The 25,451-nt window shown below is 38.4% G+C and carries 24 protein-coding genes; 19 read left to right on the forward strand and 5 right to left on the reverse strand.

Annotation, left to right across the window (positions count from 1 at the left end):
- Window position 1 precedes the first annotated feature (1 nt).
- The 7 genes from PaeCFBP13512_RS17355 (at window position 2) to PaeCFBP13512_RS17385 (ending at window position 8,604) form a co-directional block, all read left to right on the forward strand.
- Window positions 2-1,255 (forward strand): hypothetical protein, encoded by a 1,254-nt coding sequence (locus tag PaeCFBP13512_RS17355; RefSeq protein ID WP_069329498.1) that lies wholly within the window; start codon window positions 2-4, stop codon window positions 1,253-1,255.
- Window positions 1,185-2,438 (forward strand): glycosyltransferase family 4 protein, encoded by a 1,254-nt coding sequence (locus PaeCFBP13512_RS17360; protein ID WP_137224868.1) that lies wholly within the window; start codon window positions 1,185-1,187, stop codon window positions 2,436-2,438. The genes PaeCFBP13512_RS17355 and PaeCFBP13512_RS17360 overlap by 71 nt, the downstream gene beginning before the upstream one ends.
- Window positions 2,439-2,457: 19 nt before the next feature.
- Window positions 2,458-3,063 (forward strand): putative colanic acid biosynthesis acetyltransferase, encoded by a 606-nt coding sequence (locus tag PaeCFBP13512_RS17365; protein ID WP_083243655.1) that lies wholly within the window; start codon window positions 2,458-2,460, stop codon window positions 3,061-3,063.
- Between the two features lie 35 nt (window positions 3,064-3,098).
- Window positions 3,099-4,385 (forward strand): glycosyltransferase family 4 protein, encoded by a 1,287-nt coding sequence (locus PaeCFBP13512_RS17370; protein WP_137224870.1) that lies wholly within the window; start codon window positions 3,099-3,101, stop codon window positions 4,383-4,385.
- Between the two features lie 60 nt (window positions 4,386-4,445).
- Window positions 4,446-5,813 (forward strand): sugar phosphate nucleotidyltransferase, encoded by a 1,368-nt coding sequence (locus PaeCFBP13512_RS17375; RefSeq protein ID WP_069329494.1) that lies wholly within the window; start codon window positions 4,446-4,448, stop codon window positions 5,811-5,813.
- Window positions 5,777-6,955 carry a glycosyltransferase gene (locus tag PaeCFBP13512_RS17380; RefSeq protein ID WP_137224872.1) on the forward strand — a complete coding sequence of 393 codons (1,179 nt, stop codon included), beginning with the start codon at window positions 5,777-5,779 and terminating at the stop codon, window positions 6,953-6,955. Before PaeCFBP13512_RS17375 ends, PaeCFBP13512_RS17380 begins: the two co-directional genes overlap by 37 nt.
- A 320-nt stretch (window positions 6,956-7,275) precedes the next feature.
- Window positions 7,276-8,604 carry a UDP-glucose dehydrogenase family protein gene (locus PaeCFBP13512_RS17385; protein ID WP_069329492.1) on the forward strand — a complete coding sequence of 443 codons (1,329 nt, stop codon included), beginning with the start codon at window positions 7,276-7,278 and terminating at the stop codon, window positions 8,602-8,604.
- 199 nt (window positions 8,605-8,803) lie between these two features.
- Here PaeCFBP13512_RS17385 and PaeCFBP13512_RS17390 read toward each other — a convergent pair whose 3' ends face one another.
- Window positions 8,804-9,151, reverse strand: a complete 348-nt coding sequence (locus PaeCFBP13512_RS17390) for a helix-turn-helix domain-containing protein (protein WP_083243654.1) — start codon at window positions 9,149-9,151, stop codon at window positions 8,804-8,806.
- A 642-nt stretch (window positions 9,152-9,793) separates the two neighbouring features.
- Between PaeCFBP13512_RS17390 and PaeCFBP13512_RS17395 the strand changes: the two genes are divergently transcribed.
- Window positions 9,794-10,369 (forward strand): xanthine phosphoribosyltransferase, encoded by a 576-nt coding sequence (locus PaeCFBP13512_RS17395; protein WP_069329491.1) that lies wholly within the window; start codon window positions 9,794-9,796, stop codon window positions 10,367-10,369.
- Window positions 10,370-10,377: 8 nt separating this feature from the next.
- On the opposite strand, the gene PaeCFBP13512_RS17400 is transcribed toward PaeCFBP13512_RS17395, so the two are convergent.
- Window positions 10,378-11,589 (reverse strand): MGDG synthase family glycosyltransferase, encoded by a 1,212-nt coding sequence (locus tag PaeCFBP13512_RS17400; RefSeq protein ID WP_137224874.1) that lies wholly within the window; start codon window positions 11,587-11,589, stop codon window positions 10,378-10,380.
- Window positions 11,590-12,215: 626 nt separating this feature from the next.
- Between PaeCFBP13512_RS17400 and PaeCFBP13512_RS17405 the strand changes: the two genes are divergently transcribed.
- From PaeCFBP13512_RS17405 to PaeCFBP13512_RS17435, 7 genes are all read left to right on the forward strand, one after another.
- Window positions 12,216-12,404, forward strand: a complete 189-nt coding sequence (locus PaeCFBP13512_RS17405; protein ID WP_069329489.1) for a hypothetical protein — start codon at window positions 12,216-12,218, stop codon at window positions 12,402-12,404.
- A gap of 341 nt (window positions 12,405-12,745) precedes the next feature.
- Complete coding sequence (locus PaeCFBP13512_RS17410; RefSeq protein ID WP_069329488.1) at window positions 12,746-13,477, forward strand: hypothetical protein; 732 nt, start codon at window positions 12,746-12,748, stop codon at window positions 13,475-13,477.
- Between the two features lie 42 nt (window positions 13,478-13,519).
- Window positions 13,520-13,909 carry a GntR family transcriptional regulator gene (locus PaeCFBP13512_RS17415; protein WP_069329487.1) on the forward strand — a complete coding sequence of 130 codons (390 nt, stop codon included), beginning with the start codon at window positions 13,520-13,522 and terminating at the stop codon, window positions 13,907-13,909.
- A gap of 49 nt (window positions 13,910-13,958) precedes the next feature.
- Entirely contained in the window at window positions 13,959-14,894 is a 936-nt protein-coding gene (locus PaeCFBP13512_RS17420) for an ATP-binding cassette domain-containing protein (RefSeq protein WP_069329486.1), read from the forward strand.
- 118 nt (window positions 14,895-15,012) lie between these two features.
- Window positions 15,013-15,918: an ABC transporter ATP-binding protein gene (locus PaeCFBP13512_RS17425; protein WP_069329485.1), complete on the forward strand. Its 906-nt coding sequence runs from the start codon at window positions 15,013-15,015 to the stop codon at window positions 15,916-15,918.
- Window positions 15,911-17,251: an ABC transporter permease gene (locus tag PaeCFBP13512_RS17430; protein ID WP_137224876.1), complete on the forward strand. Its 1,341-nt coding sequence runs from the start codon at window positions 15,911-15,913 to the stop codon at window positions 17,249-17,251. The genes PaeCFBP13512_RS17425 and PaeCFBP13512_RS17430 overlap by 8 nt, the downstream gene beginning before the upstream one ends.
- A gap of 21 nt (window positions 17,252-17,272) precedes the next feature.
- Entirely contained in the window at window positions 17,273-18,304 is a 1,032-nt protein-coding gene (locus PaeCFBP13512_RS17435) for a peptidoglycan DD-metalloendopeptidase family protein (protein ID WP_241669419.1), read from the forward strand.
- A 61-nt stretch (window positions 18,305-18,365) separates the two neighbouring features.
- On the opposite strand, the gene PaeCFBP13512_RS17440 is transcribed toward PaeCFBP13512_RS17435, so the two are convergent.
- Window positions 18,366-19,253 carry a LysR family transcriptional regulator gene (locus PaeCFBP13512_RS17440; protein ID WP_137224878.1) on the reverse strand — a complete coding sequence of 296 codons (888 nt, stop codon included), beginning with the start codon at window positions 19,251-19,253 and terminating at the stop codon, window positions 18,366-18,368.
- 164 nt (window positions 19,254-19,417) lie between these two features.
- On the opposite strand from PaeCFBP13512_RS17440, the gene PaeCFBP13512_RS17445 reads away from it, so the two are divergent.
- Window positions 19,418-20,164: an acetoacetate decarboxylase gene (locus PaeCFBP13512_RS17445; RefSeq protein ID WP_137224880.1), complete on the forward strand. Its 747-nt coding sequence runs from the start codon at window positions 19,418-19,420 to the stop codon at window positions 20,162-20,164.
- A 13-nt stretch (window positions 20,165-20,177) separates the two neighbouring features.
- The gene (locus PaeCFBP13512_RS17450; RefSeq protein ID WP_137224881.1) at window positions 20,178-21,218 is read left to right on the forward strand and encodes a ketopantoate reductase family protein; all 1,041 of its coding nucleotides are present in this window, start codon (window positions 20,178-20,180) and stop codon (window positions 21,216-21,218) included.
- Between the two features lie 98 nt (window positions 21,219-21,316).
- Here the strand turns inward: PaeCFBP13512_RS17450 and PaeCFBP13512_RS17455 are convergent, their stop codons facing one another.
- Window positions 21,317-21,862 carry a TetR/AcrR family transcriptional regulator gene (locus PaeCFBP13512_RS17455; RefSeq protein ID WP_137224883.1) on the reverse strand — a complete coding sequence of 182 codons (546 nt, stop codon included), beginning with the start codon at window positions 21,860-21,862 and terminating at the stop codon, window positions 21,317-21,319.
- Between the two features lie 234 nt (window positions 21,863-22,096).
- On the opposite strand from PaeCFBP13512_RS17455, the gene PaeCFBP13512_RS17460 reads away from it, so the two are divergent.
- On the forward strand, window positions 22,097-22,846 hold the full coding sequence (locus PaeCFBP13512_RS17460; protein ID WP_069329479.1) for an SDR family oxidoreductase: 750 nt from the start codon (window positions 22,097-22,099) through the stop codon (window positions 22,844-22,846).
- A 70-nt stretch (window positions 22,847-22,916) separates the two neighbouring features.
- Here the strand turns inward: PaeCFBP13512_RS17460 and PaeCFBP13512_RS17465 are convergent, their stop codons facing one another.
- A complete protein-coding gene (locus PaeCFBP13512_RS17465) occupies window positions 22,917-23,840 on the reverse strand; it encodes a helix-turn-helix transcriptional regulator (protein ID WP_241669420.1) in 924 nt (307 codons plus the stop codon).
- Window positions 23,841-24,031: 191 nt separating this feature from the next.
- On the opposite strand from PaeCFBP13512_RS17465, the gene PaeCFBP13512_RS17470 reads away from it, so the two are divergent.
- The gene (locus tag PaeCFBP13512_RS17470) at window positions 24,032-25,438 is read left to right on the forward strand and encodes an FAD-binding domain-containing protein (protein WP_137224885.1); all 1,407 of its coding nucleotides are present in this window, start codon (window positions 24,032-24,034) and stop codon (window positions 25,436-25,438) included.
- Window positions 25,439-25,451 lie beyond the last annotated feature (13 nt).

Raw genomic sequence — 25,451 nt, forward strand, 5'->3', positions numbered from 1 at the left:
TATGCTGAATGAACAGGCTTTGTCGCCAAAAATAGATATCACAGTTAAGAATAAGCTTATCATTTTTATCACGATGGTGCTTATAGTGATCACGTCGGGTTCTGTGTTATTCGGCAAATTGTATTATTCCCTCTTTATTATGATTCTGTTCGCAACAGCGGTAGTATTCTACTTTCCGAAGCGAATAGAACCCAAGCACTTTTTGACTTTGATGGTCATCTTAGCTTTTATCTTATTTAATCTATTATTGTACCGCGATAATATCGGGGGCTATGGTGGATTGATCCTGAAAATTCTAGCGATTTTTATGATTATCAATCGACTGGATATTCATCAGGCTGGTAAAAGTTATCAGTGGATTATCGTTGCGTTAGCATTACTAAGTTTACCTTTTTACGCTTTGGGTGTGGTTAGCCCTGAATTTGTAAGATCTACTTTCCCAACAGTGGATGTGTGGAACGGTGTTTATCGAATCACACCATTTTATGTATATGGGAATTGGAATATGTCACGAAATCAGGGGATCTTCTGGGAACCTGGTGCTTTTCAAGTCTTTCTGAATTTGGGCATTTTCCTGATGCTGTTCACCAACCGGAAGCTGCCCAAATGGCAATTGATTCTCGTTACCGGCACATTACTTACAACGATGTCCACTTCAGGATATATGATCTGCGGATTGATCTACTTCGCTTATCTAATCCGTAGCGGTAAACGCAAGCAAATGACACAGCTCATTATTCCGTTGTTGCTGTTAATTCCGCTCATTTATTTTGAAAGTCAAAGCGGTGTTATTGCAGATAAGTTTCAAGATGGCAATCAATCGTTTGATCGTCGATCATTGGATACTACATCGAATCTGGAGCTGATGATAGAGAAACCGCTAGTCGGTTGGGGCTTCCAGAACAATAGCGTACTGATGGAAAGGTATGGGATCGGAGATTCATCGAACTCACTACTAACCTTTGGTTATCAATTTGGCTTACCTTTACTACTGATTATGCTGATTTATTATTATTCAAGATTACAGCGAGCGATTGGAAGTGTGTTTCAAAGCATACTGATTTTTATTGCACTGATCATTGTATTTTCAACGGAAAACATGATCTTTCAGCCATTGTTCGTCATGTTAATGTTTTTCGATGTTAAAGCTTCAGAACAAAAATTAAAGAGTGGTGAACAACTCCATGGAAACGAAGTCAATCGCTTACGTAGCCCCTTACGTGGACGAGCAATTGCACCAGAAAAGGGGATATAGCTCAAAGCATACGGCAGGCAATAAAAAAATTGACTGTATCTTGCATGCGTTGGAGGAAGGCGATAACCAGATTACGGTGATCTCGCCATTGCTACTCAAAAAGAATACATTTCGTTTTTTCAGCGCAGATCGTTATTCGATTGGACATCGAAGTGAAGTCATTTATCCGGCAACCGTAGATGCGAAATTTATCAGTCTGTTTTTGACACTATTTACGACATTCTTTCAACTGGTTCGTTGGAATCGGGCGTATAAAGGTGAATCACGTGCTGTGATTTTCTACAATTATCGCTTAGAAACAGCGTTACCAGCGATGTTGTTCAAAATGCTATATCGTGTACCTCTTATCGTTGAGTATGAAGATGGAATCTATGCTGTTACAGAAACGAATAAGTACTACAAAAAGCTAACCGTCATGGTAGAGAAATTTGCTAACAAATTGTTAGATGGCGCTGTACTTGTTACATCTGTACTCAAGAAAAGAATTCGCACGGATAACTACACAGTTGTCCGCGGAGGTACGGTTCATCCTGCAAAGCTCAAACCTGTGCAGGAAGTGAATCTAGGTACAGCCGATCGAGCATTTCGTATGGTGTACTCTGGACGACTGGATTACGACCGTGGTATCGAAATTCTGCTTGAAGCGCTCCCCCATGTGAACACTGAGCGCATGATTCAATTAGATATTACAGGCTATGGTCCATTAGAAGAAAAAGTAAAACAGTTTATCGCAAGTCAGTCTAATGCACGTATTAATATCACATTCCATGGTTTTCTGGATGATAACGATTATGCTGCATTGATGGAACAAGCGGATTTATTTGTAAATACACAACGTGAAAAGATTCTGTTCAGTGAATGTTCGTTCCCTTCTAAAGTGGTCGAATATATCAAATACGGTAAGTTGGTTCTAACTTCCGGTGTATCTGATATTAATCTGATTAACCAAAATATGTTTGTCACCTATGGTAATGATAGTGCACAAGAATTAGCAGCAGCAATCAACGAAATCTTGCGTCATCCAGCACAATACAGTCTATATCCAGCTCGTGCGATGCAATGGTTGATCAGCGATTGTTCTCATAAAGTCGTGGCTGGCAAATTGGATAAAGTACTGAATCGTGCAATCAGCGGTGGTACCAAAGAGAAAGTCGTCTATTCGGAATCCACCTCAATGAAATAAGCAGGAAGGAGGGATGAAGATGGTAAAGATCAGACTGGATCAATATTCACAAGAAGAGTATTCACGCGGAAGATCAGGACTCTATTGTCTACTGTGGTGGTTTGTACAAGGAACGTTATTCCGTTTCTCCCTACACAATATGTATAACTGGAGAAGATTTCTTCTCAATAGCTTTGGAGCGAAGCTTGGACTAGGTGTTCATGTTCGTCCATCTGCTAAATTCACGTATCCGTGGAAAGTTACGATCGGAGAGTATTCTTGGATCGGCGACAATGTTGAATTTTACAGTCTTGATGAGATTGTCATCGGCAGCCATTGTGTGATTTCCCAGAATTCCTATCTGTGTACAGGTAGTCATAAGCTCAATGATCCAACGTTCGGATTAATTACAAAGCCTATTCATATTAAAGATGGTGCATGGGTAGCAAGCGACGTATTTGTCTATCCAGGCGTTACGATTCATGAATTAGGTGTTGCAGGAGCAAGAAGTACGATTTTCAAAGACATTCCAGCGAATGAAGTGCATATCGGGTTTCCGGCTGCATTTCACAAGCATCGTTTCGCTGAAGAAGTACCGACAGAACATCAAGTTACACCGATTGCTCAAGTACACCGTATCAAATAAACCAAATGAGTCCTATAGACAAAAGAGGGATGAATGTGAAACCAAAAATAGTTTTTGTCATTAACTACTTTTATCCCGATTATGCATCAACGGGACAATTATTAACCGAGTTGTGTCTGTACTTACAACATGACTTTGATATTACAGTGATTGCAGAATGTCCTCCAGGGTATGGAGGCGAAGCCGCAGCAAAAGGACGTTATATTACCGATCATCTTGAAAATATTAAAGTGATCCGTATTCGTCTTCCTGAGGTGGATAAGCAAAGTAAGTTCAGCCGGATCAAGTATATTTCGACGTACTTCTTCTATGCGACTTACTTGTTATTGAAGCAAAAAAATACAGACTTTATCTATACGATCTCTACACCACCAGTACTAGGCGGTTTGATCGGTACCATCGGTAAATTATTCAAACGTTCCAAACATATCTATAATATTCAGGATTTCAACCCTGAACAAGCAGAAGCTGTCGGTTACACGAAGCGACAATGGATTTTTAATGTAGCGCGTGCGATTGATAATATCAACTGCTCGATGGCGGATCATATTATCACCGTAGGTAAAGACATGCAAGAAACATTGGTGAATCGCTTTGGTGGACGCAAGCATATCGAGAATACAGTGATTAACAATTGGACGAATGAAGAAGAAATCGTTCCTTTGGATAAACATCATCCACGAGTCGCTAAGTTTATCGCCGATCATGGCTGGCAAGATAAATTTGTTGTAATGTACTCCGGTAATCTAGGTCTTTATTATGATCTAGAAAATCTAATGACGATTATACCGGTTCTGAAAGATTGCAAAAACTTGGTCTTTGCTTTTATCGGAGAAGGTGCGGTAAAGAAAAAGATGCAGGAGTATGCAGCACAACATGGACTCGAAGAATCCGGTCAAGTGTGTTTTCTCCCTTTCCAACCGAAAGAGGATTTGAAATATTCGCTTAATGCAGCTGATGTTCATCTGGTCGTGAATCAGAAAGGCATCAAAGGGGTCTCTGTTCCAAGTAAAATCTACGGCGTTATGGCGGCTGGTAAAACAGTACTGGGTGTACTGGAATCAGGTAGTGAAGCTCATCGTCTGATCGTAGAAGGCGCTTGTGGACTTGTAGCAGAACCTCAAAATTATGAGGATATTGCAATTCAACTTCGTCGTCTGTATGAGATGGATGCTGAAGAAATTCAAGCGATCGGTCAAAATGGCCGGGACTATCTGGAAAAATATTTACGCCGCGATGTATCGCTGGAAAAATATCGTCAGCTATTGTTATCCATGGCGACACAGTCCCCGTCCACAACTATGGTTTCTGAATCAAGATAAATATAGTCTGAACGACCAACCATCCGTAACATACTAAAAAAAGAAATGGGAGGGATTGGAGTGAAACTTATCCTTTTATCTGGAGGTTCAGGTAAGCGTTTATGGCCTCTGTCTAACGATGCAAGATCAAAACAATTTTTGAGAGTACTGGAAAATGAACAAGGTGAACTGGTATCAATGGTTCAGCGTGTATGGAATCAATTGGATGCTTGTGGATTAAGCGAATCTAGCCTTATCGCAACCGGTCAATCTCAAGTCGAGATTATGCGGAGTCAAGTCGGTGCTGATGTACCTCTTATTATTGAGCCAGAACGAAGAGATACGTTTCCTGCTATAGCACTTGCAGCAACCTATCTATATTCCATAGAAGGTGTCAGCTTGGATGAAGTCATTACGATTTTGCCAGTTGATCCTTATGTAGACAATATGTTTTTTGACACAGTAAAAAGTATGGAAATGGCACTACAAGAATCCGATGCAGATATCGCACTAATCGGTGTAGAACCAACATATCCTTCTTCTAAATATGGTTATATTATTCCGTCAGGTGAAACGACAGAAACCGGTCTTCGCAAAGTAAGCCGTTTCCAAGAAAAACCGACTGAAGAGTATGCAGAACAATTAATTGCAGAAAATGCACTTTGGAACTGTGGTGTATTTGCTTTCAAACTAGGCTATCTGATTAGCTTACTTGAAGAAAAAGGATTACCAATTCAATATGAGCAATTCCTTAAACAGTATGACCGTTTACCAAAAATCAGTTTTGACTATGAAGTTGTCGAGCAAGCTAAAAATATTATTGCTCTTCCATATACCGGTTACTGGAAAGACTTGGGTACATGGAATACATTGACCGAGGAAATGAGCAGCGTACAAATTGGACGCGGTATTATCAGTGAAGACTGTGTAAATACGCATTTGGTTAACGAAACAAACGTACCTGTTACGATTCTAGGTATGAAAGATGTTGTTGTTGCTGTAAGCCCGGACGGTATTCTGGTATCTGACAAAGCATCCAGTCCACGTTTGAAAGAATTAGTGAATTTCGATCAAGGTCCTATGTATGAAGAGCGTCAATGGGGCTGGGTTGTTGTATTGGATGATCAGAAGTATGAAGACGGACGCTGTGTATTAACGAAGCGTATCGGTCTACAAGAAGGTAAGAACTTGAGCTATCAGTCACATACGGATCGCGAAGAAGTATGGACAGTGGTTAAAGGCGAAGGCGAATTTGTTCTTAATGGTAACATGATGCGGGTAAGAGCAGGGAACGTACTGCATATTCCAGTCAAAGCACTTCATAGTATCCGTGCAGTGAAGGATCTAGAAGTGATCGTTGTACAAACGGGCTTTAATGCGCAGAACGATCAAATTGTGGAGCTATTCCATTCATGGGAAGAGATCGAACAAAACTGCATGAAGATTTAATCACCATCTGTTATTACATTTCAGATTACGGATATGGACATGCCACGCGAAGTATCGCAATTATCCGCACGGTACTAGAGCGACATCATGATCAACCTATCCGATTAATCGTTAATTGCGGCAAAGCATTACCGTTTTTAATCGATTCATTACAAAAAGAAATGTTGCCATGGATCAGCAATGATCATCGTATTGAATTTAGAAGTATATTTTCTGATACCGGTTATGTGTTACAACACGATTCAATTGCAGCAGATATACAGAGCCTTAGACAACAATATAACCTCGATATATCGTTGTTTGAAGAAAGAGTTACTCAAGAACAGCAATTTTTACTTGGAGTTAAGGTGCAACTGGTGATCAGTGATATTTCACCGATTCCGTTTGTCGCCGCACAGCGTGCAGGTATAGAGTCTTTAGGCATATCGAACTTTACCTGGTACACCGCTTATCAAGATATGTTGGAAAAGTCAGATTTAAATACATTGCGTGCCGCTTATGCTCAAATGGATCATTTTATCAGTCTAGCCGGTTGTGCTGAACCCGAGTGGGGACGCAAATGCCGAATAGATACTGGATTCTTTTGCAGACAACCTGATCTTCAGGAAGTCGAGCGTATACGTACAGAATTAGATCCGACCAGGCAACGTAAAATTATCTTTTTCGGCTTAGGTCGTAGTATACAGGTGGATCATTGGTCAACGATGGAACTGTGGGATAGTGAACAATGCGTATTTATCGTATCGTCCAATATGGATATTGACCATCCCAATGTTGTACAGATTCCTGATCAATACACCGAATCACAGAATTATGTAGCTGCCGCCGATCTGGTGATTACTAAGCCAGGTTGGGGTACCGTCTGTGAAGCTATCGAGTTAGCAAAGCCACTCATTTTGCTTAATCGCAGTCATTTTTATGAAGATCGTCATACGATTGCAGCTGTTCCTAGCGACCATCCATTGTACTTGATGTCATGGGAAGAGATTCAGCAGTTAACATTATCAACAGAAGACGAAATAGGTCAACGTCATGATGCACAAACAGGCAAAGGGTTAAGCATAAATGAACGATCTAGTTCTACTTTAGTTGAAATTGCAGATTATATTCAAAATCTTTTACAACATGTAAAAGTGGTCTGAACTTAGTGCATAACGATCCAGACGATAGCACCCCATAATAATAGTGAAAGTGCAGTGCCCCATAGGCATCCTTTTGCAAATGATGGATTGGTTTGATATCTCATAATGGTCAGCCTCCAAATATAGAATGAGATTGAAAAGTATTTGTCCAATCATAGATTGAATCCGTACTAGATTGAATCTGTCAATCTGACAAATGAATCAATTTCTTATAAATACTATATCGGTTGAACTACGGGATAGATGAATAGAGTTTAGGAATAACATACTCAATCTGTTTTGAAATATAAAATTACAAATAAGGAACAGGAGTGGTAATGATGAATATTACTGTAATAGGTACAGGTTATGTAGGTTTGGTATCAGGTGTCTGCTTTTCAGAAATAGGAAACAACGTACGTTGTGTGGATAAAATTGCTTCTAAAATCGAGACGTTGCAAAATGGTGGCATCCCGATCTACGAACCAGGTCTTCAAGAAATGATGATGAAGAATGTAGAAGCAGGACGATTAACATTTACAACGGACTTGAGTGGACCGGTATCCGAATCGGATCTCGTGATTATTGCAGTAGGTACTCCACCACTTCCTTCCGGTGAAGCAGATCTACAATATATCGAAGCGGCGGCTCGTGAAATTGCACTTTCCATGAAAGGCTACACTGTCGTTGCAGTGAAAAGTACAGTTCCTGTTGGAACCAATGAGCGCGTAAATAGCATTATTGCTTCTTTAACCGATCAACCTTTTGATACAGCTTCGATTCCAGAATTCTTGCGTGAAGGTTCTGCGGTTAAAGATGCATTCAACCCAGATCGTCTAGTACTTGGTGTACAGACACAACAAGCAGCAGACTTGCTACTTGAATTGCACCGTCCTTTGACTGAAAATCTAGTAGTAACAGATATCCGTAGTGCTGAAATGATCAAATATGCATCCAATGCTTTCCTTGCAACCAAGATTTCATTTATCAACGAAATTGCTAACATTTGTGATAAAGTTGGCGCAGATGTTGATGAAGTTGCCAAAGGAATGGGAATGGATCGTCGTATCGGACCTTCATTCTTGAATGCAGGTATCGGTTACGGTGGTTCTTGCTTCCCGAAAGATACGCATGCTTTGATCCAAATCGCAGGTAATGTAGAGTATGACTTTAAATTACTGAAATCTGTAGTTGAAGTCAACCAAGCACAGCGTTGGGGAATTGTTGATAAGTTGTTAGAAGCATTAGGTACTTTACAAGGTAAAAAAATCGCTGTCTGGGGTCTAGCATTCAAACCAGATACAGATGATATTCGTGAAGCACCATCATTGGAGATCGTACCGAAATTAGTAGAATTCGGTGCAAAACCACAAGTATTTGATCCAGTAGCCGCAGAAAACTTCCGCCGTGAATATGATCACGAATCGATTACTTTCGCAGAAAGTGCTTTAGAAGCCGCTCGTGGTTGTGATGCAGTCTGCTTGTTAACCGAGTGGGGCGAGTTCGTGAATATCGATCTTAAAGAAGTAGAAGCTGTTATGAATCAAGCTGTACTTGTAGATGGACGTAATGTATATAGCGCGCAACGTGTGAAAGAAACAGGCTTTGATTACCATTCTATGGGTCGTCCAGCATTGCTTCGTGATCACTTTATCGCGACTCAATCTTAATTCTTATCTCTAACCTATATAGCAAAAACCGACCTTGAAGTGTATCTTCAGGGTCGGTTTTTTTGCTGTTGTATTCAGATATGAGGATCAGGACATCTATCCATAATCATCAGCGAAAATTGGAGAGCTCTGGTTGTAGATCGTGATTGAATATTCTTACGCTCGATCAGCGCTAATCATGAGAAATAGAATGGAAATTTCACTGGGAATGGGAACGATCTCTTACTACACGCTCTAACAGTTGACGAATCAATTGAAGATCTTCTTCTTCAAGTGGCACACCATCCCAATGAAGCTGGGTATAGTTGAGAAATTCACGTGCATTCGTATTTTGTTGAGTAGGATCATATTCTTCGGTCAAACCGAGCAAATAATCAGAAGTAGTACTCAATTTTTTAGCAATAGATTGGATCGTTTCCAAAGTGGGTTGTCTGTATCCGGACTCGTAGCCTGCGTATGTGCTCTTAGCTACTCCTACATGATCTGCAACTTCCTTCATCGACATATTTCGCTGTTTGCGAAGTAGTTTGAGGCGTTTGGCAAACAATTCAAAAACCCCCTAAATAACCTAAAATGTGTGCGACCGGATGCTGTTACAGTTAGGAAAAAAGCCGCAGACAATAATACATATTATATCATGTGAAGTCATTATTGCCTATATAAATACAATTCCTAACTAGCATGTCTTACCATCTATACTCTTTTTTTCGACGATATACTTTCTTATACTGCTATATACTAATTTAGTAGATAAATTATAGAGAGTGGAGTCTAGTAGGTATACATCTTAGTATATATAATGATTAGGTAAAATTGCATATGCTGTTTTATGTAAAATATAAGAATACAACATATAACTTACCTACTTAGTTATTGTTTTACTCAATAACCAATAAATGTATATAAAATATACGCAAAAAGAAGGTAGTATGGATCACTTTATATATCGGATTTTAGAAAAATATAATGAACATACAACCTAAATAAACGAATAATAGTTATATAGTCCTACTATACCACTACTTTGCTATGCTTTACTATGGCATTTAGACAAGTCCTTTCAAATATAAAAAAGAATTTAAATGATTTTGTAGCTGTATAGCGCAGTACAAGTGAAGTAGACATGATATAGTTTATGTACTTTCACTTGTTTTTGTATTCTTTAAAGATAACCAAGGAGGAATCAATTATGGAATTACTTCGTCAAAAAGTGATTAATGAGGGGATTGTCCTTGAAGGACAAGTACTCAAAGTCGATTCTTTTCTCAATCATCAGATGGACCCTGTATTAATGCAGGCAATCGGCAAAACATTTACACAATTATTCGCAGATACAGGCGTAACAACGATTTTGACGATTGAGTCTTCAGGCATTGCTCCCGGTATTATGACAGCATTAGAATTTGGAGTTCCATTGATCTTTGCCCGTAAGCAGAAGTCTCTTACATTAACAGAAGATATTTTTGTAGAAACCGTATATTCTTATACCAAAAAGCAAAGTAATGATATTACCGTCTCCAAAAAATTTATACATCCTGGTGATCGGGTACTGATTATTGATGATTTTCTAGCTAATGGAGAAGCTGCTTCTGGTCTTGCCCGTATAGTCAAACAAGCAGGCGCAGAAGTTGTAGGGATTGGTATTGTGATCGAAAAGTCTTTCCAACCCGGCGCTCAACTGCTTATAGATGAAGGATATCGCTTAGAATCACTGGTACGAATCCGTTCGCTAGATAACGGACGTGTTGAATTTGTAGATGAATAGTCTCCGTTTTAATTAATCGTTGTTCGCAGATTGGGCTTCAGTGGTACTTTGACTAACTGAGTAGCATGAGCTTGAGACAGATAACGTTCGATCAGATCATCGGCAATGTAATGAGAAGCTTGGGGTGTCTGAAGTGTACGAAGCTGTGCTTGCATACGTTCTAAAATCTCCGGTTGATCTAAAGCGATCATCAGACGTTCAGCTAATGCCGTTGAAGAATCGCATATTTCAGCAGCTTGATACGATTGCAAATACAGAGCATTCGCTAATTCTTGCCCGGGTACAGGTTTGAGTAGAAATAGTGGCAATGCACAGTGAATACATTCAGCGACGGTAAGACCGCCTGGCTTGGTAATCACACAATTGCTCATCATCATCCATTCATTCATTCGATCTGTAAAACCTATCAGGGTAAAAGCAGGATGATCACCATAATGAGTATTTAATTCTTGCAATAAAGACTCATTTTTACCACAGATCACGATCACCTGAGTATCGGTACGACTAGCAAGCTGATCACAGACTTCACGAACGTTTTTAAGCACACCATAAGCACCTGCAAGTAACAGTACGGTTTTGGACTCTGGTTGCAGACCAGCACGTATACGAAGCTGTGAACGCTCTGCTTGATGAGATACTTCATACGTATCGGTAGATAGATGATCAAAGTCAGCTCGTAAAGGAATACCGGATACACTGATCTGTTCTGGCAAGATATCATGAGTCAACATATCCTGCTTCATGTCTGTACTTGGTACATAATAATGATCAACATGAGGATGCAACCAGCGCCCATGTAGATCATAATCAGTTAGTATATTTACAAGTGGCATCGTGAGTTTCCAACGCTTTTTCATATTAGGTAATACCAATTGAGGAAAAGTATGAATCACTAGATCAGGTTGCTCCTGCTCTAATACCGTTTGTAAACGTTGCATACCTAGCGAATGAAGAGCTTTGCCGAATAAAGAAGTGGCTTTCATTTTGCGCGTGCTGTAATATACCCAGCCATACAAGTGAGGAATGGTAGTAAAGCTTTGCATATAAATGAATTGACTCACTTTATTGATCAAAGGGTGAGATTCAGCCATCACATCAAGTAACGTTACACGTGGAACACCACGTTCGAATAGACTGGCTTGCAAAGACTTGGCAGCTTGATAATGTCCATGTCCATAACTTGCATATAAGATTAGAATTGAAGATGAATTGTAAGACATACTAGAATTCCTTTCTAAGCCATATATATTCTGTTTCTATATGAGCTGCTTCTCTATTCTTGTTGAGCATAGCACGAGAAGTTATAGATAATCCAATGTGGACATTTTTACGTATATAATATAGAGACAACTCAATCTGCAAAAGTCACTTTCTACTATAGTTTACCCGTTGGTTTCCTTTTCGAGACAACGCATTTTTATTTCATGTTCTAAAGAGTTTTTACCGCTATAAAAACGATGATTATTCGCCCAAAAATTAACCTATTTCGTACCTTTTTTTAACAAACAAAAGTGCTACAATCTTAAAAAGTATGATATTATAAAATAATAAGGTGCTTAGATAAGGGTTGGCGTTGAACACGTTGCTAACAGCGACCAACACACTAGAGAGGCGCTTAGATGCGCAGGGATATACCATATGCGGGTAGATCAGCCTTGTACTAAGAAGATAAGAGCATTCAGCCGGATTGATTCAGCATTTATCTTAAAGGGTATGTAATATGTCAGATGCCCGAAGAAAGTGCTAAAAGATCACAGATGAGATACAACTTCATATCTAACTACAAACACACCAAAGGATCTTTTCGGCGTTCTCAAAAACAAGGCACGTTTTGGGAGGGAATTCCATGGCAACTAAAGGACACAATGAAGTCAAGGAAAGTCTACGAGAAATGACACGCATTTTTCGGCCTAAGGATCCAAAGAAATTTGTTAAGGAATATGTTCGCAAGTATCACATAACCGGGGGATACGAAGAAGAACTCACGCTTCTTGTCGAGGATGAACTTGTTAAGTTAGATTCGTCCGTCTCTTGATTAAGTATGTAAGCACATGCGACGATTATTGAAAATGTAATGATTAAGATTTAATGTAACAACTGAACAATGAATGTGATGATTATTTTCGTAATTTAATGAAAGCAAGACATACCGTCCTTTGGCGACTGACCGCCAGAGGACTTTTTTTGTATTTTTTAAGATGAAAATATAATATTTAATTCTTATAACAACGTATTAAAGTTAATATTCGAACATGGAAGATAATAATCTCCAAAAATAAAGTACGAATATCTCTAAATCTATTGACACTGTATATATACAATGTATACTGTGTATATAGATATATACAGTATATACACCGAATGGAGGATATATTTATGATAGAAAATTTCAAATACGGTTGGATATTAGCTCGTAAAGATTTTGCGAACAATCGGCTGATGTTTGTCTGGTCTAGTATATTTGTACTTTATATGGGTGGTGTACTAGGTATTCTTTTTTATACAGGTACATTAGCTGGACAAAATCACTTTTTACAATCGAGTACAACTGATTTTATTATGCTGATCTGTGCACCGTTGTTGGGAACTGATTTTTCTAGGCGAGCATTTAATTTACAAAAAGAAGATACGTACACCAAAAATTTAGTCTATCTTCGTATTTTGCCTGTTTCCTCAGCTGCGATTATATGGGGAAGATTTCAACAGATGGCACTTATCTTTTTATATAACTGGACATTATTTTTCTCTATTCTGTATATCATGAGGATTCGTTTTGAAGTAGATATTTCACTCATTTCTTATATTGCTTTTGCACTCACTTGGGCTGGCTTTTGTATAACATTAATGAGTTTTTATTTATATTTTGAATTTAGTCTCTCCGGTAAAAAGTATATGAAATTTACTTTTATTGTTATTTTTGTACTTGTTATATTGTCGATTTGCAGTGTCTGGTTAGATTGGAATATCACCAACACCTTTTTGTTAGTGGCTATGAAATATGGCTTGGCTTCACCACTAATGTGGAGTTGTATTGCAGTAAGTATAGTGTGTATGACGTTATCTATTTATGGGATTCGACGTACATTAAGACATAGAGATTTGGTATAAGGTAATGGATTTGAGAGCGCTAGGGTTAGGAGGTGTAGGCGTATGAAGATACCTGTGCAGATCAATGAAGATAGTGCTGAACCATTATATCGGCAGGTAGAGAATCAATTACGTTCTCTCATTATTGGAGGCAAATTGCAGGAGGGTACATTATTACCTTCTATTCGTGAATTTGCAGCGGATCTGAAATGTAGTGTTATTACAATTCGACGAGTGTATCAAGACTTGGAGAATGAAGGATGGTTACGTACACGCCAGGGAACAGGAACATTTGTTACCAAAGTCGAACAAGGGCAACTTACCCAGATGAGTGAAGAAAATGTACGCAAAATTCTAAATGAAGCGATTCAGAAAAGTACCGCCCTTGGATGGGATGAACAGCAGTTGCAACAATTGTTTGCAGAGCTAATCCATCAACATTTTACAACATAACATCACTATTGAATGATAAGCCTATCATATAGCTAAGGAGGAAACAGCTATGCAGGAACAATCAGTCATTTCATTACATGAAGTCTACAAAACACGAGGTCAACATACTATTGGGCCTATTAATCTTGAATTACCTCAAGGGTATATTACTGTTCTTGTCGGTGAAAATGGAGCAGGAAAAAGTACATTGTTAAATCTGATGATGCAGACCATTTATCCAGATCAAGGATGGATGACATGGTTTGGACAACCAGCCAAAGGCGAATTGCCTCTGTCGATCCGGCAACGAATCGCTTATGTATCTGAACATTCATCAATTGAAGAAAATCGCATGACTGCTCTAGATGCCGCCCATTTCCGCTCTCAATGGTATCCCAAATGGAATCAAAAAAGATTCGAACAAATGCTGACTGAATTTCAAGTACCTTCTACGACCAAGTTAAATAAAGTGTCCAAAGGACAACGGCAAAAATTTGAATTGGCTGCTGCAATAGCCACTTCACCTGATCTGCTGTTGATGGATGAACCGTCTTCTGGACTAGACCCTTTCGCATGGAAAGATATGATTCGTACCTTGCATCAACTTATGGATACCGATGATCTTAGTATTCTGATCACCACCCATCGGATGGAAGAAGTGGAACGGCTTGCTGATTATGTCATGTTGATGAATGACGGCATGATCTATGGTATACAGGAAAAAGATACACTGTATCAAACATGGAAAGAAATATGGATCAATGCAGGTGTAGGCGATGCAGATGTTATTCATAGCCTGCATGAATGTGACGGCATTGTCGCATGGGAAGCACAATCCGATCTCTCTGTACGTGTGATAACAACGAATGCTATTGAATTAGAAGAAGCCGCTGCTGAAAATAATATCCCCATCCAAACCCGAGGACTCGAATGGGAAGACTTACTATACTACTGGCGCCAGAGCGCTTGGCAGTATAAGCGCGACCCAAGTTCCATGAAGAAATGATTTTTGCTTTAGCAAAATATCTTACGATAAGCGCTTGGCAATATAAGCGCGACCCAAGTTCAATGAAAAAGTGATTTTTGCTGATGCAAAATATTTGATATGAAGGGACGATAAAGTGATGAAACCATTGGTATTGAATCAAATTATCAAACATTATGCAGGTAAAACGGCTGTAGATCAACTGTCTCTTGAAGTAGAAGCAGGAGAAATTTACGGCTTGCTTGGAGCAAATGGAGCAGGTAAAACAACAACGATGCGGATGGTACTGGGACTAATTTATCCAGATGAAGGCGAGATTCTGTATGACGGTCGTCCATATCGCAAAGAGTTACAACACAAAATGGGATATCTACCAGAAGAACGTGGATTATACCCTAAAGTCAAAATCAGTGATCAACTGGTCTATCTTGGACAATTGCGTGGTATGACTCACAAAGATGCTGTTCAAAGTCTACACAAGTGGCTAGAACGGTTTGATGCGATGGAGTATTTAGATAAACGGATAGAAGAGTTATCCAAAGGAAATCAGCAGAAAATGGGCTTTATCGCTGCTGTCATACATCATCCGAGTATTTTGATTCTCGATGAAGCATTTAGTGGACTTGATCCCGTCAATGTAGAAATGCTCAAAGAAGTGATTCAAGAATTACGGGATGATGGCACAGCGATCTTATTTTCTACTCATCGGATGGAACATGTAGAAGAGTTATGCCGTAATATGACGATACTTCGTCGTTCTAAGCCTGTCTTGCAAGGAAATTTACGAGATATCAAAAACACATATCCACGCGAGAAAGTGGTCTTGCGTACAGCTCATCCATTATCTGGTTTAAGCGATATTGAAGGTATCGTGCATGTAGAGCCACAAGATGAGAACGGACGTTATCTGATCCATATTAATCAAGAACAAGCAGCACAACAGATTTTACAATTAGCAATGCAACATGGAAATGTAGAACAGTTCGAGATCAAGGAACCAACATTGAACGAAATCTTTATTAAGGTGGTGGGCAATAATGAATAAGCTTGGACATGTCATTAATTTTACCTATCGTAATAAAGTCAAAAATAAATCGTTTCGGTGGACTACATTAACTCTTGCAGTATTGTTACTGGTTGGACTCAATGTGCCGTATTTTATTCAACTATTTTCGGGTAACAACGATGAAGACAATATGAAAATTGGTATTGCAACCAGTAGCTACAATGAGATTGCGACTCAGATTCAGCAAGCAGCGCAAAAGCAACAAGCGTTATCTTCAGCGGCAGAGCATACAGCTACGAATACAAGCAGTCAAGCCAAAGACACACAGCTACAATGGCAAGCCAAAGCAGAATCTGAATCGGTTCTTCGCCAACAGGTCGAAGACGGAAGTATTGGCGGCTATCTATTATTGCAAAAGCCGACTACAGGTGACGTGGCTTTCCCAACCGTTACGTATGTCAGTGAGAAAAATAATGCAACGATTCAAAATCTATTACAAACGGCTACTCAAACCGCCAAAGTTCAATATATTGCAGAAGGCAAGTTAACCAATACGCAGTTGGAACAGATTGGGACACCTGTTATAGTCAATCAGACTTCTATTGATGATCTGAATAAGAGCTCGACAGAACCGAAAGAAAATCCAATAAAGTCCAACACTGAGAACTATATTCTAGTCTATTTGTTAATGATATTGTTCTTCTTCTCGCTCACCATTACAGGCAATATGATCGCTTCCGAGATAACAGCAGAAAAAAGCTCGCGTGTTATGGAAATCTTAATTTCCAGCCTATCTCCGCTGACTCAAATGTTCGGTAAAATTATCGGCGTTTTCTTAGTGGGACTAACACAAATTGCTTCCTATGGTATCGTGATCGCGATTAATTTATCTCTTCCATACTATCAAGAAGTACTAGCTGGATTCGATCTACATGTAAGTAATCTATCTTTGAACGTGGTTGGATTTGGATTGCTGTATTATGTATTGGGTTATTTCTTATATGCTACCTTGTTTGCGGCGATCGGTTCTATTGTGAGCCGTACAGAAGATTTAGGGCAAGCAATAGCACCGATCACCATGTTAACATTAGCGGCATTTTATATCGGAATATTTAGTATCTCGAATTCAGATTCGTTATTAATGCGTATCTCTTCCTATATTCCATTCTTCTCTCCAACGACAGTTATTGTACGTATTGGACTCGGTTCTATGCCGATCTGGGAAATAGCGATCTCGATTGCTATTCTACTGATATCGATTTTCTTCTTCGGTTGGTTATCTGCCAGAATCTATCGTACCGGTGTATTAATGTATGGTAAACGTCCAACCTTGAAAGAATTACGTAAAGCAATGAAATCTTATAAATTATAGTATATAAAGAGGTGCAATATGATGAAAAAAAGAAACAATGTAAACTGGATGCATTACAGCAAAATGGGATTAGCTTTGGGAGCACTTACCGTAGTTCTAGCAGCTTGTGGAGGTAATGCAACTCAACCATCTCCAACAACGGTAGAAACGACTACACCGCCAGCAACCACTGAACAACCGACAACCGACTCGGAAATGCTTACAGCGGAAGACATTCCAACAGCATTATTAGATGGCAAATATAAAGAAGTATACGATCAATTTAGCGACGATTTTAAAAAGCAAATATCGGAAAAAGACTTTATCACTTCAGCCGAAATGTCAATAAAATCAGTGAAAACATTCAATGAAGCAGCAGATATGGAGATCAACGATGCCGATGTTCGTTCATGGGTCAGTGATTCAGGTGATCTAGGATTGAATGTGACGATGGACAAACAGGGAACCATTCTAGGTCTACAAGCCAAAGCATTAACACCAGCAACGACTACAGATAAAGTCACTACCAAAAATGAATATGCATTTCCATTCAAAGGAGACTGGTTTGTGTTCTGGGGTGGGAATAATGCTTTGATCAATTACCATTATGAGTACGAAAGTCAGCGTTATGCGTATGACTTTATCCAGCGCAAAGACGGACACTCTTATAGTGGCGATCCACTCAAAAATGAAAGCTATTATGCTTTTGGACAACCGTTATATGCCCCTGCTGATGGTAAAGTCGTATCGGTATTGAGCAATATTGCAGATAATGAGCCTGTAGGTAAAATGAACCCTGATGTTCCTGCGGGCAATGAAGTGGTGATTGCTCATGCGAATGGAGAATACAGCGTAATCGGTCATATGAAAAAAGGATCGGCATTGGTAAAAGTTGGAGATATGGTGAAAACAGGCGATCAACTAGGATTGGTCGGCAACTCCGGTAATTCTAGCGAAGCACATTTGCATTATCAAGTGTCTGACGGAGCAGATCTGTTCAAGTCTAAAGCGATTCAGATCAAGTGGAAAGATGGAAGTGAGCCTGTACAAGGTGAGACGATTACAGCTAAATAAATTAAAGATAATAAAAAGGATAGTCATCATGACTATCCTTTTTTGTTTTATATAAAAAATATTAATACACCTTGAACATTTTATAGTTATCTTGATAATACGAAATAATAAAGTCACGAAAATGTCTTGCTGAAGAGGATAACGTCTTGTGTTTTACCCAAGATAAGCTAACAGGATAGGTAGTAGAGTCATCCGTAATTTTTATATAATTTAACCCCAATGTTCTGCAAACGGAAATAGGAATTAAAGCCACACCCTGATCAAGTTTGATAATTTCGACCAGTAAATGGGAATCAACCTCAAATGCAATCTTGGGGCTAAAGCCAGCTTTCTCACAAAGAAAAGTAGTAAAAGCACTATACTCTACATTATTAGCGAGAGTGATAAATGGTTCATCGGCAAAAAGACTTAACGAAATTTCATTTTTCCCCGTTAATCTGTGGTTCGAAGGCAAAACGAGAACAATATCTTCATCGATCAGTAAACAACTTTCTAACTCGTCATCTTGAATAGGGTGACTTGTAATGCCTAACTCAATATCTCCCTTTTTCAAACTTGTTAATATGTCGTTCTTCACTCCAATAGACTGGAGAATTTTTGATGTAGGAAAAAGGTTGATATGTTCACTGATTAGACCGGTAAGAAATCTTGGATTGGAAATGGCTATTTTTATAGTGTTAGCAAGATGATGTTCTTCCGATTGAATTGCCATTTGTGCATTTTCAATCTCAATAAAAATTCGGTTGACGTGCTTCAGAAGAATTTTGCCTGACGCACTCAGTTGAATATTTCTTCCTTTGCGATCAAATAACGTTGTTCCCAGTTCGTCTTCAAGTCTTTTGATAGTCAGGCTTAAAGAAGGCTGGGCGATGTTCAATAGTTGGGCTGCTTTGGAAATGTGTTCTGTATAGGCAACAGTCTGAAAGTATTTGAGCTGAAGCAATTCCATAGATATCCCTCACTTATTTATTGGAGTAAATGTATATATACATTATTATATATTAGATTATATGTAAATATAGATGTATTATAGATATATAAGATATATGAGTAAACACTAACCAATAAGTAAAATAGCTACTAAAAACTTTGAGTGAAAAAGGAAGGTGCATGATGAAAATTGATATCAATAATATAGCCCGAAATCTCAACACACCATTAACTGCACCCGCTTACCCTATGCCACCCTACAAATTTATTAACCGTGAATATCTCAATATTATTTATCGGACGGATGAGAAAGCTTTACGAGCAGCCGTACCAGAACCTCTTGAAATCGGTGAACCTTTAGTCAAATTCGAAGTAATGTGGATGCCTGATGTGTCTGGATTAGGTGCTTATACTGAAGCTGGTCAAGTCATTCCTGTCCGATTTAATGGTGAAGATGGCGATTACACACATTCGATGTACGTCGATAACTTCCCAGCGATTGCAAGTGGCCGAGAGCTTACAGCATATCCTAAAAAGTTAGGCGCACCTAAACTTTATGTAGATTCAGATACATTAGTAGGCACGCTTGATTACGGTTCACTTCGTATAGCCAATGCCACTATGGGATATAAGCATGTTGAAATGGATAAAGAAATAGCAAAAAGTGAAATTTGTCGCCCTAATTTTATGGTTAAAATTGCTACCGATTACAATGGGAATTTAAAGATTTGTGATTTGGTACGAACACAAATAACGAATATAGATGTTAAATGGGCTTGGACTGGACCGGCTAGACTTCAATTATTTGAACACGCACTGGCACCGCTTGCCGATCTGCCTGTTTTGGAAGTCGTTTCAGCATCTCATATTCTTACAGATTTAACGTTGAATGCGGCACAACCTGTATATAATTATCTAGAAGAACAATAAGGGAGATTTTTAAATGAGAATTGCAGTCTTAGGAGCAGGTTCTTTGGGAACCATAGTGGGAGCATATCTTGCTGCTGGAGGAATAGACGTTGAGTTGATTGATGCTTATCAAGAACATGTAGATACTCTCAATCAAGCGGGAGCTAAAGTCATTGGTACTACCGAATTTCAGGCTAAGGTGAAAGCTATTACCCCTGAAAACAAGTCAGGTAAATATGATTTAGTCTTACTGTTAACCAAACAATTATATAACGACTCTGTACTTGAAGAGTTGCTTCCATTCTTGAACGAAGATAGTGTGGTCTGTTCTTTACAAAACGGTATACCTGAACAGAAAGTAGCTTCTATTGTTGGTGACGAACGTGTTATTGCAGGTTCTGTTGAATTTGGCGCTACATTTATTGAACCTGGCGTATCCAAATTGACAACCGATTATACTCAATTTAAAGAGTATGCTTTTCAAATTGGAGAATTAAACGGTGAAACGACAGCAAGAATCCAGCGTATTAAATCGGTTTTGGATCTTGTAGGCGGAACACATATTTCCGATAATTTAGTGGGAACGAAATGGTCTAAATTACTGATTAACAATGCATTCAGTGGTTTATCCGCAGCATTAAACGGAGAATACGGAGATATTCTTGATCATGACATTGGCATTGTTAGTGCTGTTCATATCGCCGATGAGACGATAAAAGTTGGACACGCCAATGGGGTCACATTTGCTAAAATGGGTGGATTTGACTTGGAATCTCTAGAATTAACAAGCGAACATGATGTGCCTGAACGTATACAAACCTTTAGAGTCGTCATGGAACCCTCTAGATTGCTAAGAGCAAGTATGCTTCAAGATTTGGAGAAAAAACGTAAAACTGAAATCGATTATATTAATGGAGTGGTTCCACAAATGGCAGAAGGCACTGGAATCTCCACACCATTTAACGATTTAGTTATAGCACAGATCAAATTTGCTGAAGAATCTCAAACGGTGCCTAACTTTGATACCAATATCAAAGCATTTGAAAAGTTATTGAGTATCCCACAGAATAAGTGATATATACACAACATGTAAAGGACTTCCAAGCATAAGGAAGTCCTTTTTTTTCGTTAGAACCTATAGATTGTATTCTTTTAGTTGAGATCCACGATGAATTAGTTTAGACGTACCATTTGAACAATATGTTCTGCCACACTTTGTTGGCTTAGTTTGGTTTGTTCAGAAGTATGCAGAGTAACAGCTTCATTAATCATATGGGCATAGATTTGTACATACAAAGTACGTTCTTCAGCATATATATCCTGCATTGCCAGATCCAAATAGTTCTTTAGAGCAACGATTAATTTAGAAGAGAGTAACGGAATGATTTTTGAGTAATTCCGAAGGCACTTTTGTTTAACTTGCTGATGATATTCAAAGGATGCGAATACTAATTGCATTATCGTTTCTTTGGTAAATGCGCACACACCATTTGTATGCTGTTGAACAAGTTCTTCGGAGGATTGCCGTATAATTTCATCGAGTAATTCATATTTATCTTGGAAATGAGCATAAAAAGTGGCTCTATTGATTTGGGCACGTTCGGTTAAATTTTGTATGGTTATTTTATCCACATCTTTTTCTGCGATAAGTTCAAAAAGTGCTTCAAAAATCGATTCTCTTGTTCGAGTGGTGCGTATATTTCGTACTTTCATTCCCATTCATTCAACTCCTTTGTTTAAACCAACATATCGCTCATATTGTTGGTTGTTACTCTATACTGTTCCAGATAAGATTGAACTACTAAAGCAACTACTGTTGTAATAGTATAATCCTACGAAGGCGGTTAGTCTATTCAGAACGATTAAAGAGTAAGGTAAGGAGCAACATCTTATTCAGTTAACCATGTAATCAATCACAAAGTTATGCAAAATAAAACAGTGGAGGAATTAGATATGAAACTTACAGGGAATACGATTTTTATTACAGGTGGCGGTTCAGGAATTGGACGTGCGCTAGCAGAAGCATTGCACCATCTTGGTAACAAAGTCATCATTTCAGGTCGCAGAAAAGAGCGTCTGGAGGAAGTTCTGAGTGCTAATCCCGGAATGTCAGCAGTTGAATTGGATATACAAGATCTTTCCAGTATTGAGGCAACATCCAAGCAACTTATTCAGGACTTTCCCGAATTGAATGTCTTATTTAACAACGCAGGTATTATGCTTTTCGATGAGGCTGTGGGTGTCATAAATGAGGAGATTCTGATTTCAACCGTTTCTACCAACTTACTTGGACCGATCCGCATAACATCGTCATTGATCGAACATTTGAAGTCTAAAGAAGACGCTGTGATCATCAATACGACTTCTGCGGTTGGATTTATTCCCTATGCGGCAACGGCGATCTATTCAGCGACCAAAGCAGCACTTCATTCTTACACATTATCCCAACGTTATTTGCTAAAAGACACCACCGTAAAAGTACTCGAAATCATACCGCCGGGTGTTCAGACAGAACTTATGACAGATCTGAGTAAAGATCCGCATGCTATGCCACTTGAAGACTTTATTAAAGAAACAATACGATTACTGGGTACAGATACAGAAGAAGTAATCGTTGAGCAAGCAAAAATGATTCGTGATCAACAAGGTTCTAATGAAGGAGCATTTGTTACACAACTGAACGATATGGCATCACAAATATAAGTTATATCTACTGATTACATCAAAAGAGCCGTTATTGATAATGGCTCTTTTTGCTTTGAGAATGATAGAATTACAAGCCCAGATCTTCAGCAGCTTTGAGATGTCTTCGAATCAATTCTGCTTTAACATATAAAGGTTCTTCTACAATAATATCTGAGCCGAAAGCGAGCAAAGAAGAGAAAAACCAATCATCTTTAATCAGTGTTCCAGATACTCGTAACTGTTGCTCATTTTCGTTAAAGATGTATTGACTATCGAACCATTCATAAACTTTATGAGCTACATTTTTGGGGAATAACAATTCTACATGAATCATATGATTAGGATCTACATAATTATTTTGATACGGAACGGGGACATCCATGTACTCTTTTTCGATTTTTAAGGGGAGCGTTTGATAATTGTTGATCCGTAATAGTTTGAACATTCTGAAATCTTTTTTATTTTTACAATATCCATGTACATACCAGTCTTTAAACTTAAATATAAGTTTTAAAGGATCAACTGTACGCATACTTTCTTCGCCCATAGCATTGATATAGTCGAATTGTATAACTTGTTTATTCAAAATAGCTTGCTTGAGTTGGTTAAACAATTCTTGCTCATAATCGGTACTTTGCCATCTTGAAAAATCGACTTCAACCCAGTCTAAATTTCGATGGTTCTGTTTCTGATCAAATAACGCTAATAATCGATTTAATACTTTTGTTTCGTCTATATTGGGGACGGTACTCAAACTTTTCAACGCTAATAACACTTCGCTTTGTTCTTTATCAGGAATAAAAGATTTGTCTAGTACATAGTTATCCATTAAATGTACACCGCCATTTTTTCCTGTAGTTGTGTATACAGGAATGCCTGCTATAGATAAGGCTTCGATATCTCTATATATAGTCCGCAAAGATACTTCAAAATGTGTCGCTAATGCACTGGAAGTCATTTTTCGTTTATGTATTAATATCATCAATATTTCGAATAACCGATTTGATTTCATAACATATCCACCTATCTATAACATAAATAACGATACATTAAATAATATAATTATATTATGACATAGTTTGTCAGGGTTTCAACAGTATACTTAAAATACAAATGATTTTGATCTACGAATGAAAATAGAATAATAGACCATAATAGAATTGAAGTAAAAATGATAGAACGTAAGTGTGGGAGGGACATTTAATGTTGCAACTGGTTTGGTTTAAAAGAGACATTCGCTTATTTGATCATCAAGCTATTCATCATGCAGTAGCTACAGGCGAAAAAGTTCTATTTATGTATATTGCTGAACCTTCAATTTGGCAGGCAGGTGATTTAGCCAAACGCCATCTTACATTTATGCAACAAAGTTTAGAAGATATACAACAGTCTTTAAGAAAAATAGGAGGAGAATTATACGTAGCGATCGGTGAAATGGAATCGATTTTAGATGATATTTATAAAATGTATGGAGCTTTTCGTATGCACAGTCATTATGAGCATGGGATTCAACCTACTTTTGATCGCGATCTACGTGTTAAACGCTGGATGCATGAACATACATGCCTATGGACAGAGTATGCTGATTTTCCTGTGGTTAGGGGAAAAAATGCACCTAGAAGAAGAGATTTTTTAAAAGAATGGATAAAAGAACCGATTCTTGCTATTCCTCGACAGGTTTTTTCGTTATCAACAGTTCCTAACGAACTCACCAATGATCTCACTATTTTGGAATCATTGCAGGTTCCCGGTGAAGAAAAAGCAATCGATATACGTGGTGGTGAAAAAGAAGGCATTGCCTATGCAAAGCGCTTTTTTGAAGAAAAGTATATGCGGTACAACATAGATATGAATAAGCCTTATGTTGCGCCTTCCTCATCTAGTATCATATCCCCTTATCTGACATGGGGAAATATTTCGTTAAAATCTTTGATGCGTGCGGTGCAAAAGCATATGAAACATTTAAAACAGACTGCGAATCCATCAGAATATGATTTTTTATTTGAACAATTGAAGTCTTTCCAAGCACGTCTAGAATGGCGAAGTAGCTTTGTACAGACGGTTGAGAACTTTCCTATGATGCATATTAGGTCATTAGATTCTAGATTTGAAGGTATACGTCATCAGAATCCTGAATTATTGAATGCTTATATTAAAGGTGAAACAGGATTCCCATTTCTGGATGCCTGTATGCGTAGCTTACAACAAACAGGATGGATTAATTTTAAACAGCGAGCCATGTTAGCGACATTTGGATGTAACGTTTTGCTTTTAGATTGGCGAGTGGTTGGCAAGGTTTTGGCTCATGCTTTTACTGATTATGATCCAGGGATTCACTGGAAACAGATGCAACTTCAATCTGGTATTGATCCTAAACATCATATTCCAATGCATAATGTGATTAAGCAGGGTAAAGAAAATGACCCTAAAGGTGAATTTATCAAATTATATATTCCTGAATTGCGTCATTTGGATGATACAAATATCCATGAACCATGGAGTCTTGAAATCAATCCCTATATCACACCTATTATTGACCTCAAACAGTCGATGGATGATCACAAAAAACTATTATATGGGATAAAAAAGAACGGTCATGCCAGTGAGTAGATTCATTTATGTG

It is taken from the genome of Paenibacillus sp. CFBP13512 (genome assembly GCF_005233705.1).
In the GTDB taxonomy this organism is placed as follows: domain Bacteria; phylum Bacillota; class Bacilli; order Paenibacillales; family Paenibacillaceae; genus Saccharibacillus; species Saccharibacillus nuruki.

Excerpts from the sequence above, each read along its gene's own strand:
- PaeCFBP13512_RS17460 (WP_069329479.1), top strand. The coding sequence starts at position 22,097 with ATGAAACTTACAGGGAATACGATTTTTATTACAGGTGGCGGTTCAGGA.
- PaeCFBP13512_RS17380 (WP_137224872.1), top strand. The coding sequence starts at position 5,777 with ATGGGAAGAGATCGAACAAAACTGCATGAAGATTTAATCACCATCTGT.
- PaeCFBP13512_RS17405 (WP_069329489.1), top strand. The coding sequence starts at position 12,216 with ATGGCAACTAAAGGACACAATGAAGTCAAGGAAAGTCTACGAGAAATG.
- PaeCFBP13512_RS17450 (WP_137224881.1), top strand. The coding sequence starts at position 20,178 with ATGAGAATTGCAGTCTTAGGAGCAGGTTCTTTGGGAACCATAGTGGGA.
- PaeCFBP13512_RS17455 (WP_137224883.1), bottom strand. The coding sequence starts at position 21,862 with ATGGGAATGAAAGTACGAAATATACGCACCACTCGAACAAGAGAATCG.
- PaeCFBP13512_RS17385 (WP_069329492.1), top strand. The coding sequence starts at position 7,276 with ATGAATATTACTGTAATAGGTACAGGTTATGTAGGTTTGGTATCAGGT.
- PaeCFBP13512_RS17400 (WP_137224874.1), bottom strand. The coding sequence starts at position 11,589 with ATGTCTTACAATTCATCTTCAATTCTAATCTTATATGCAAGTTATGGA.
- PaeCFBP13512_RS17415 (WP_069329487.1), top strand. The coding sequence starts at position 13,520 with ATGAAGATACCTGTGCAGATCAATGAAGATAGTGCTGAACCATTATAT.
- PaeCFBP13512_RS17430 (WP_137224876.1), top strand. The coding sequence starts at position 15,911 with ATGAATAAGCTTGGACATGTCATTAATTTTACCTATCGTAATAAAGTC.
- PaeCFBP13512_RS17365 (WP_083243655.1), top strand. The coding sequence starts at position 2,458 with ATGGTAAAGATCAGACTGGATCAATATTCACAAGAAGAGTATTCACGC.
- PaeCFBP13512_RS17465 (WP_241669420.1), bottom strand. The coding sequence starts at position 23,840 with ATGAAATCAAATCGGTTATTCGAAATATTGATGATATTAATACATAAA.
- PaeCFBP13512_RS17420 (WP_069329486.1), top strand. The coding sequence starts at position 13,959 with ATGCAGGAACAATCAGTCATTTCATTACATGAAGTCTACAAAACACGA.
- PaeCFBP13512_RS17440 (WP_137224878.1), bottom strand. The coding sequence starts at position 19,253 with ATGGAATTGCTTCAGCTCAAATACTTTCAGACTGTTGCCTATACAGAA.
- PaeCFBP13512_RS17360 (WP_137224868.1), top strand. The coding sequence starts at position 1,185 with ATGGAAACGAAGTCAATCGCTTACGTAGCCCCTTACGTGGACGAGCAA.
- PaeCFBP13512_RS17395 (WP_069329491.1), top strand. The coding sequence starts at position 9,794 with ATGGAATTACTTCGTCAAAAAGTGATTAATGAGGGGATTGTCCTTGAA.
- PaeCFBP13512_RS17445 (WP_137224880.1), top strand. The coding sequence starts at position 19,418 with ATGAAAATTGATATCAATAATATAGCCCGAAATCTCAACACACCATTA.
- PaeCFBP13512_RS17410 (WP_069329488.1), top strand. The coding sequence starts at position 12,746 with ATGATAGAAAATTTCAAATACGGTTGGATATTAGCTCGTAAAGATTTT.
- PaeCFBP13512_RS17425 (WP_069329485.1), top strand. The coding sequence starts at position 15,013 with ATGAAACCATTGGTATTGAATCAAATTATCAAACATTATGCAGGTAAA.
- PaeCFBP13512_RS17355 (WP_069329498.1), top strand. The coding sequence starts at position 2 with ATGCTGAATGAACAGGCTTTGTCGCCAAAAATAGATATCACAGTTAAG.
- PaeCFBP13512_RS17435 (WP_241669419.1), top strand. The coding sequence starts at position 17,273 with ATGAAAAAAAGAAACAATGTAAACTGGATGCATTACAGCAAAATGGGA.
- PaeCFBP13512_RS17470 (WP_137224885.1), top strand. The coding sequence starts at position 24,032 with ATGTTGCAACTGGTTTGGTTTAAAAGAGACATTCGCTTATTTGATCAT.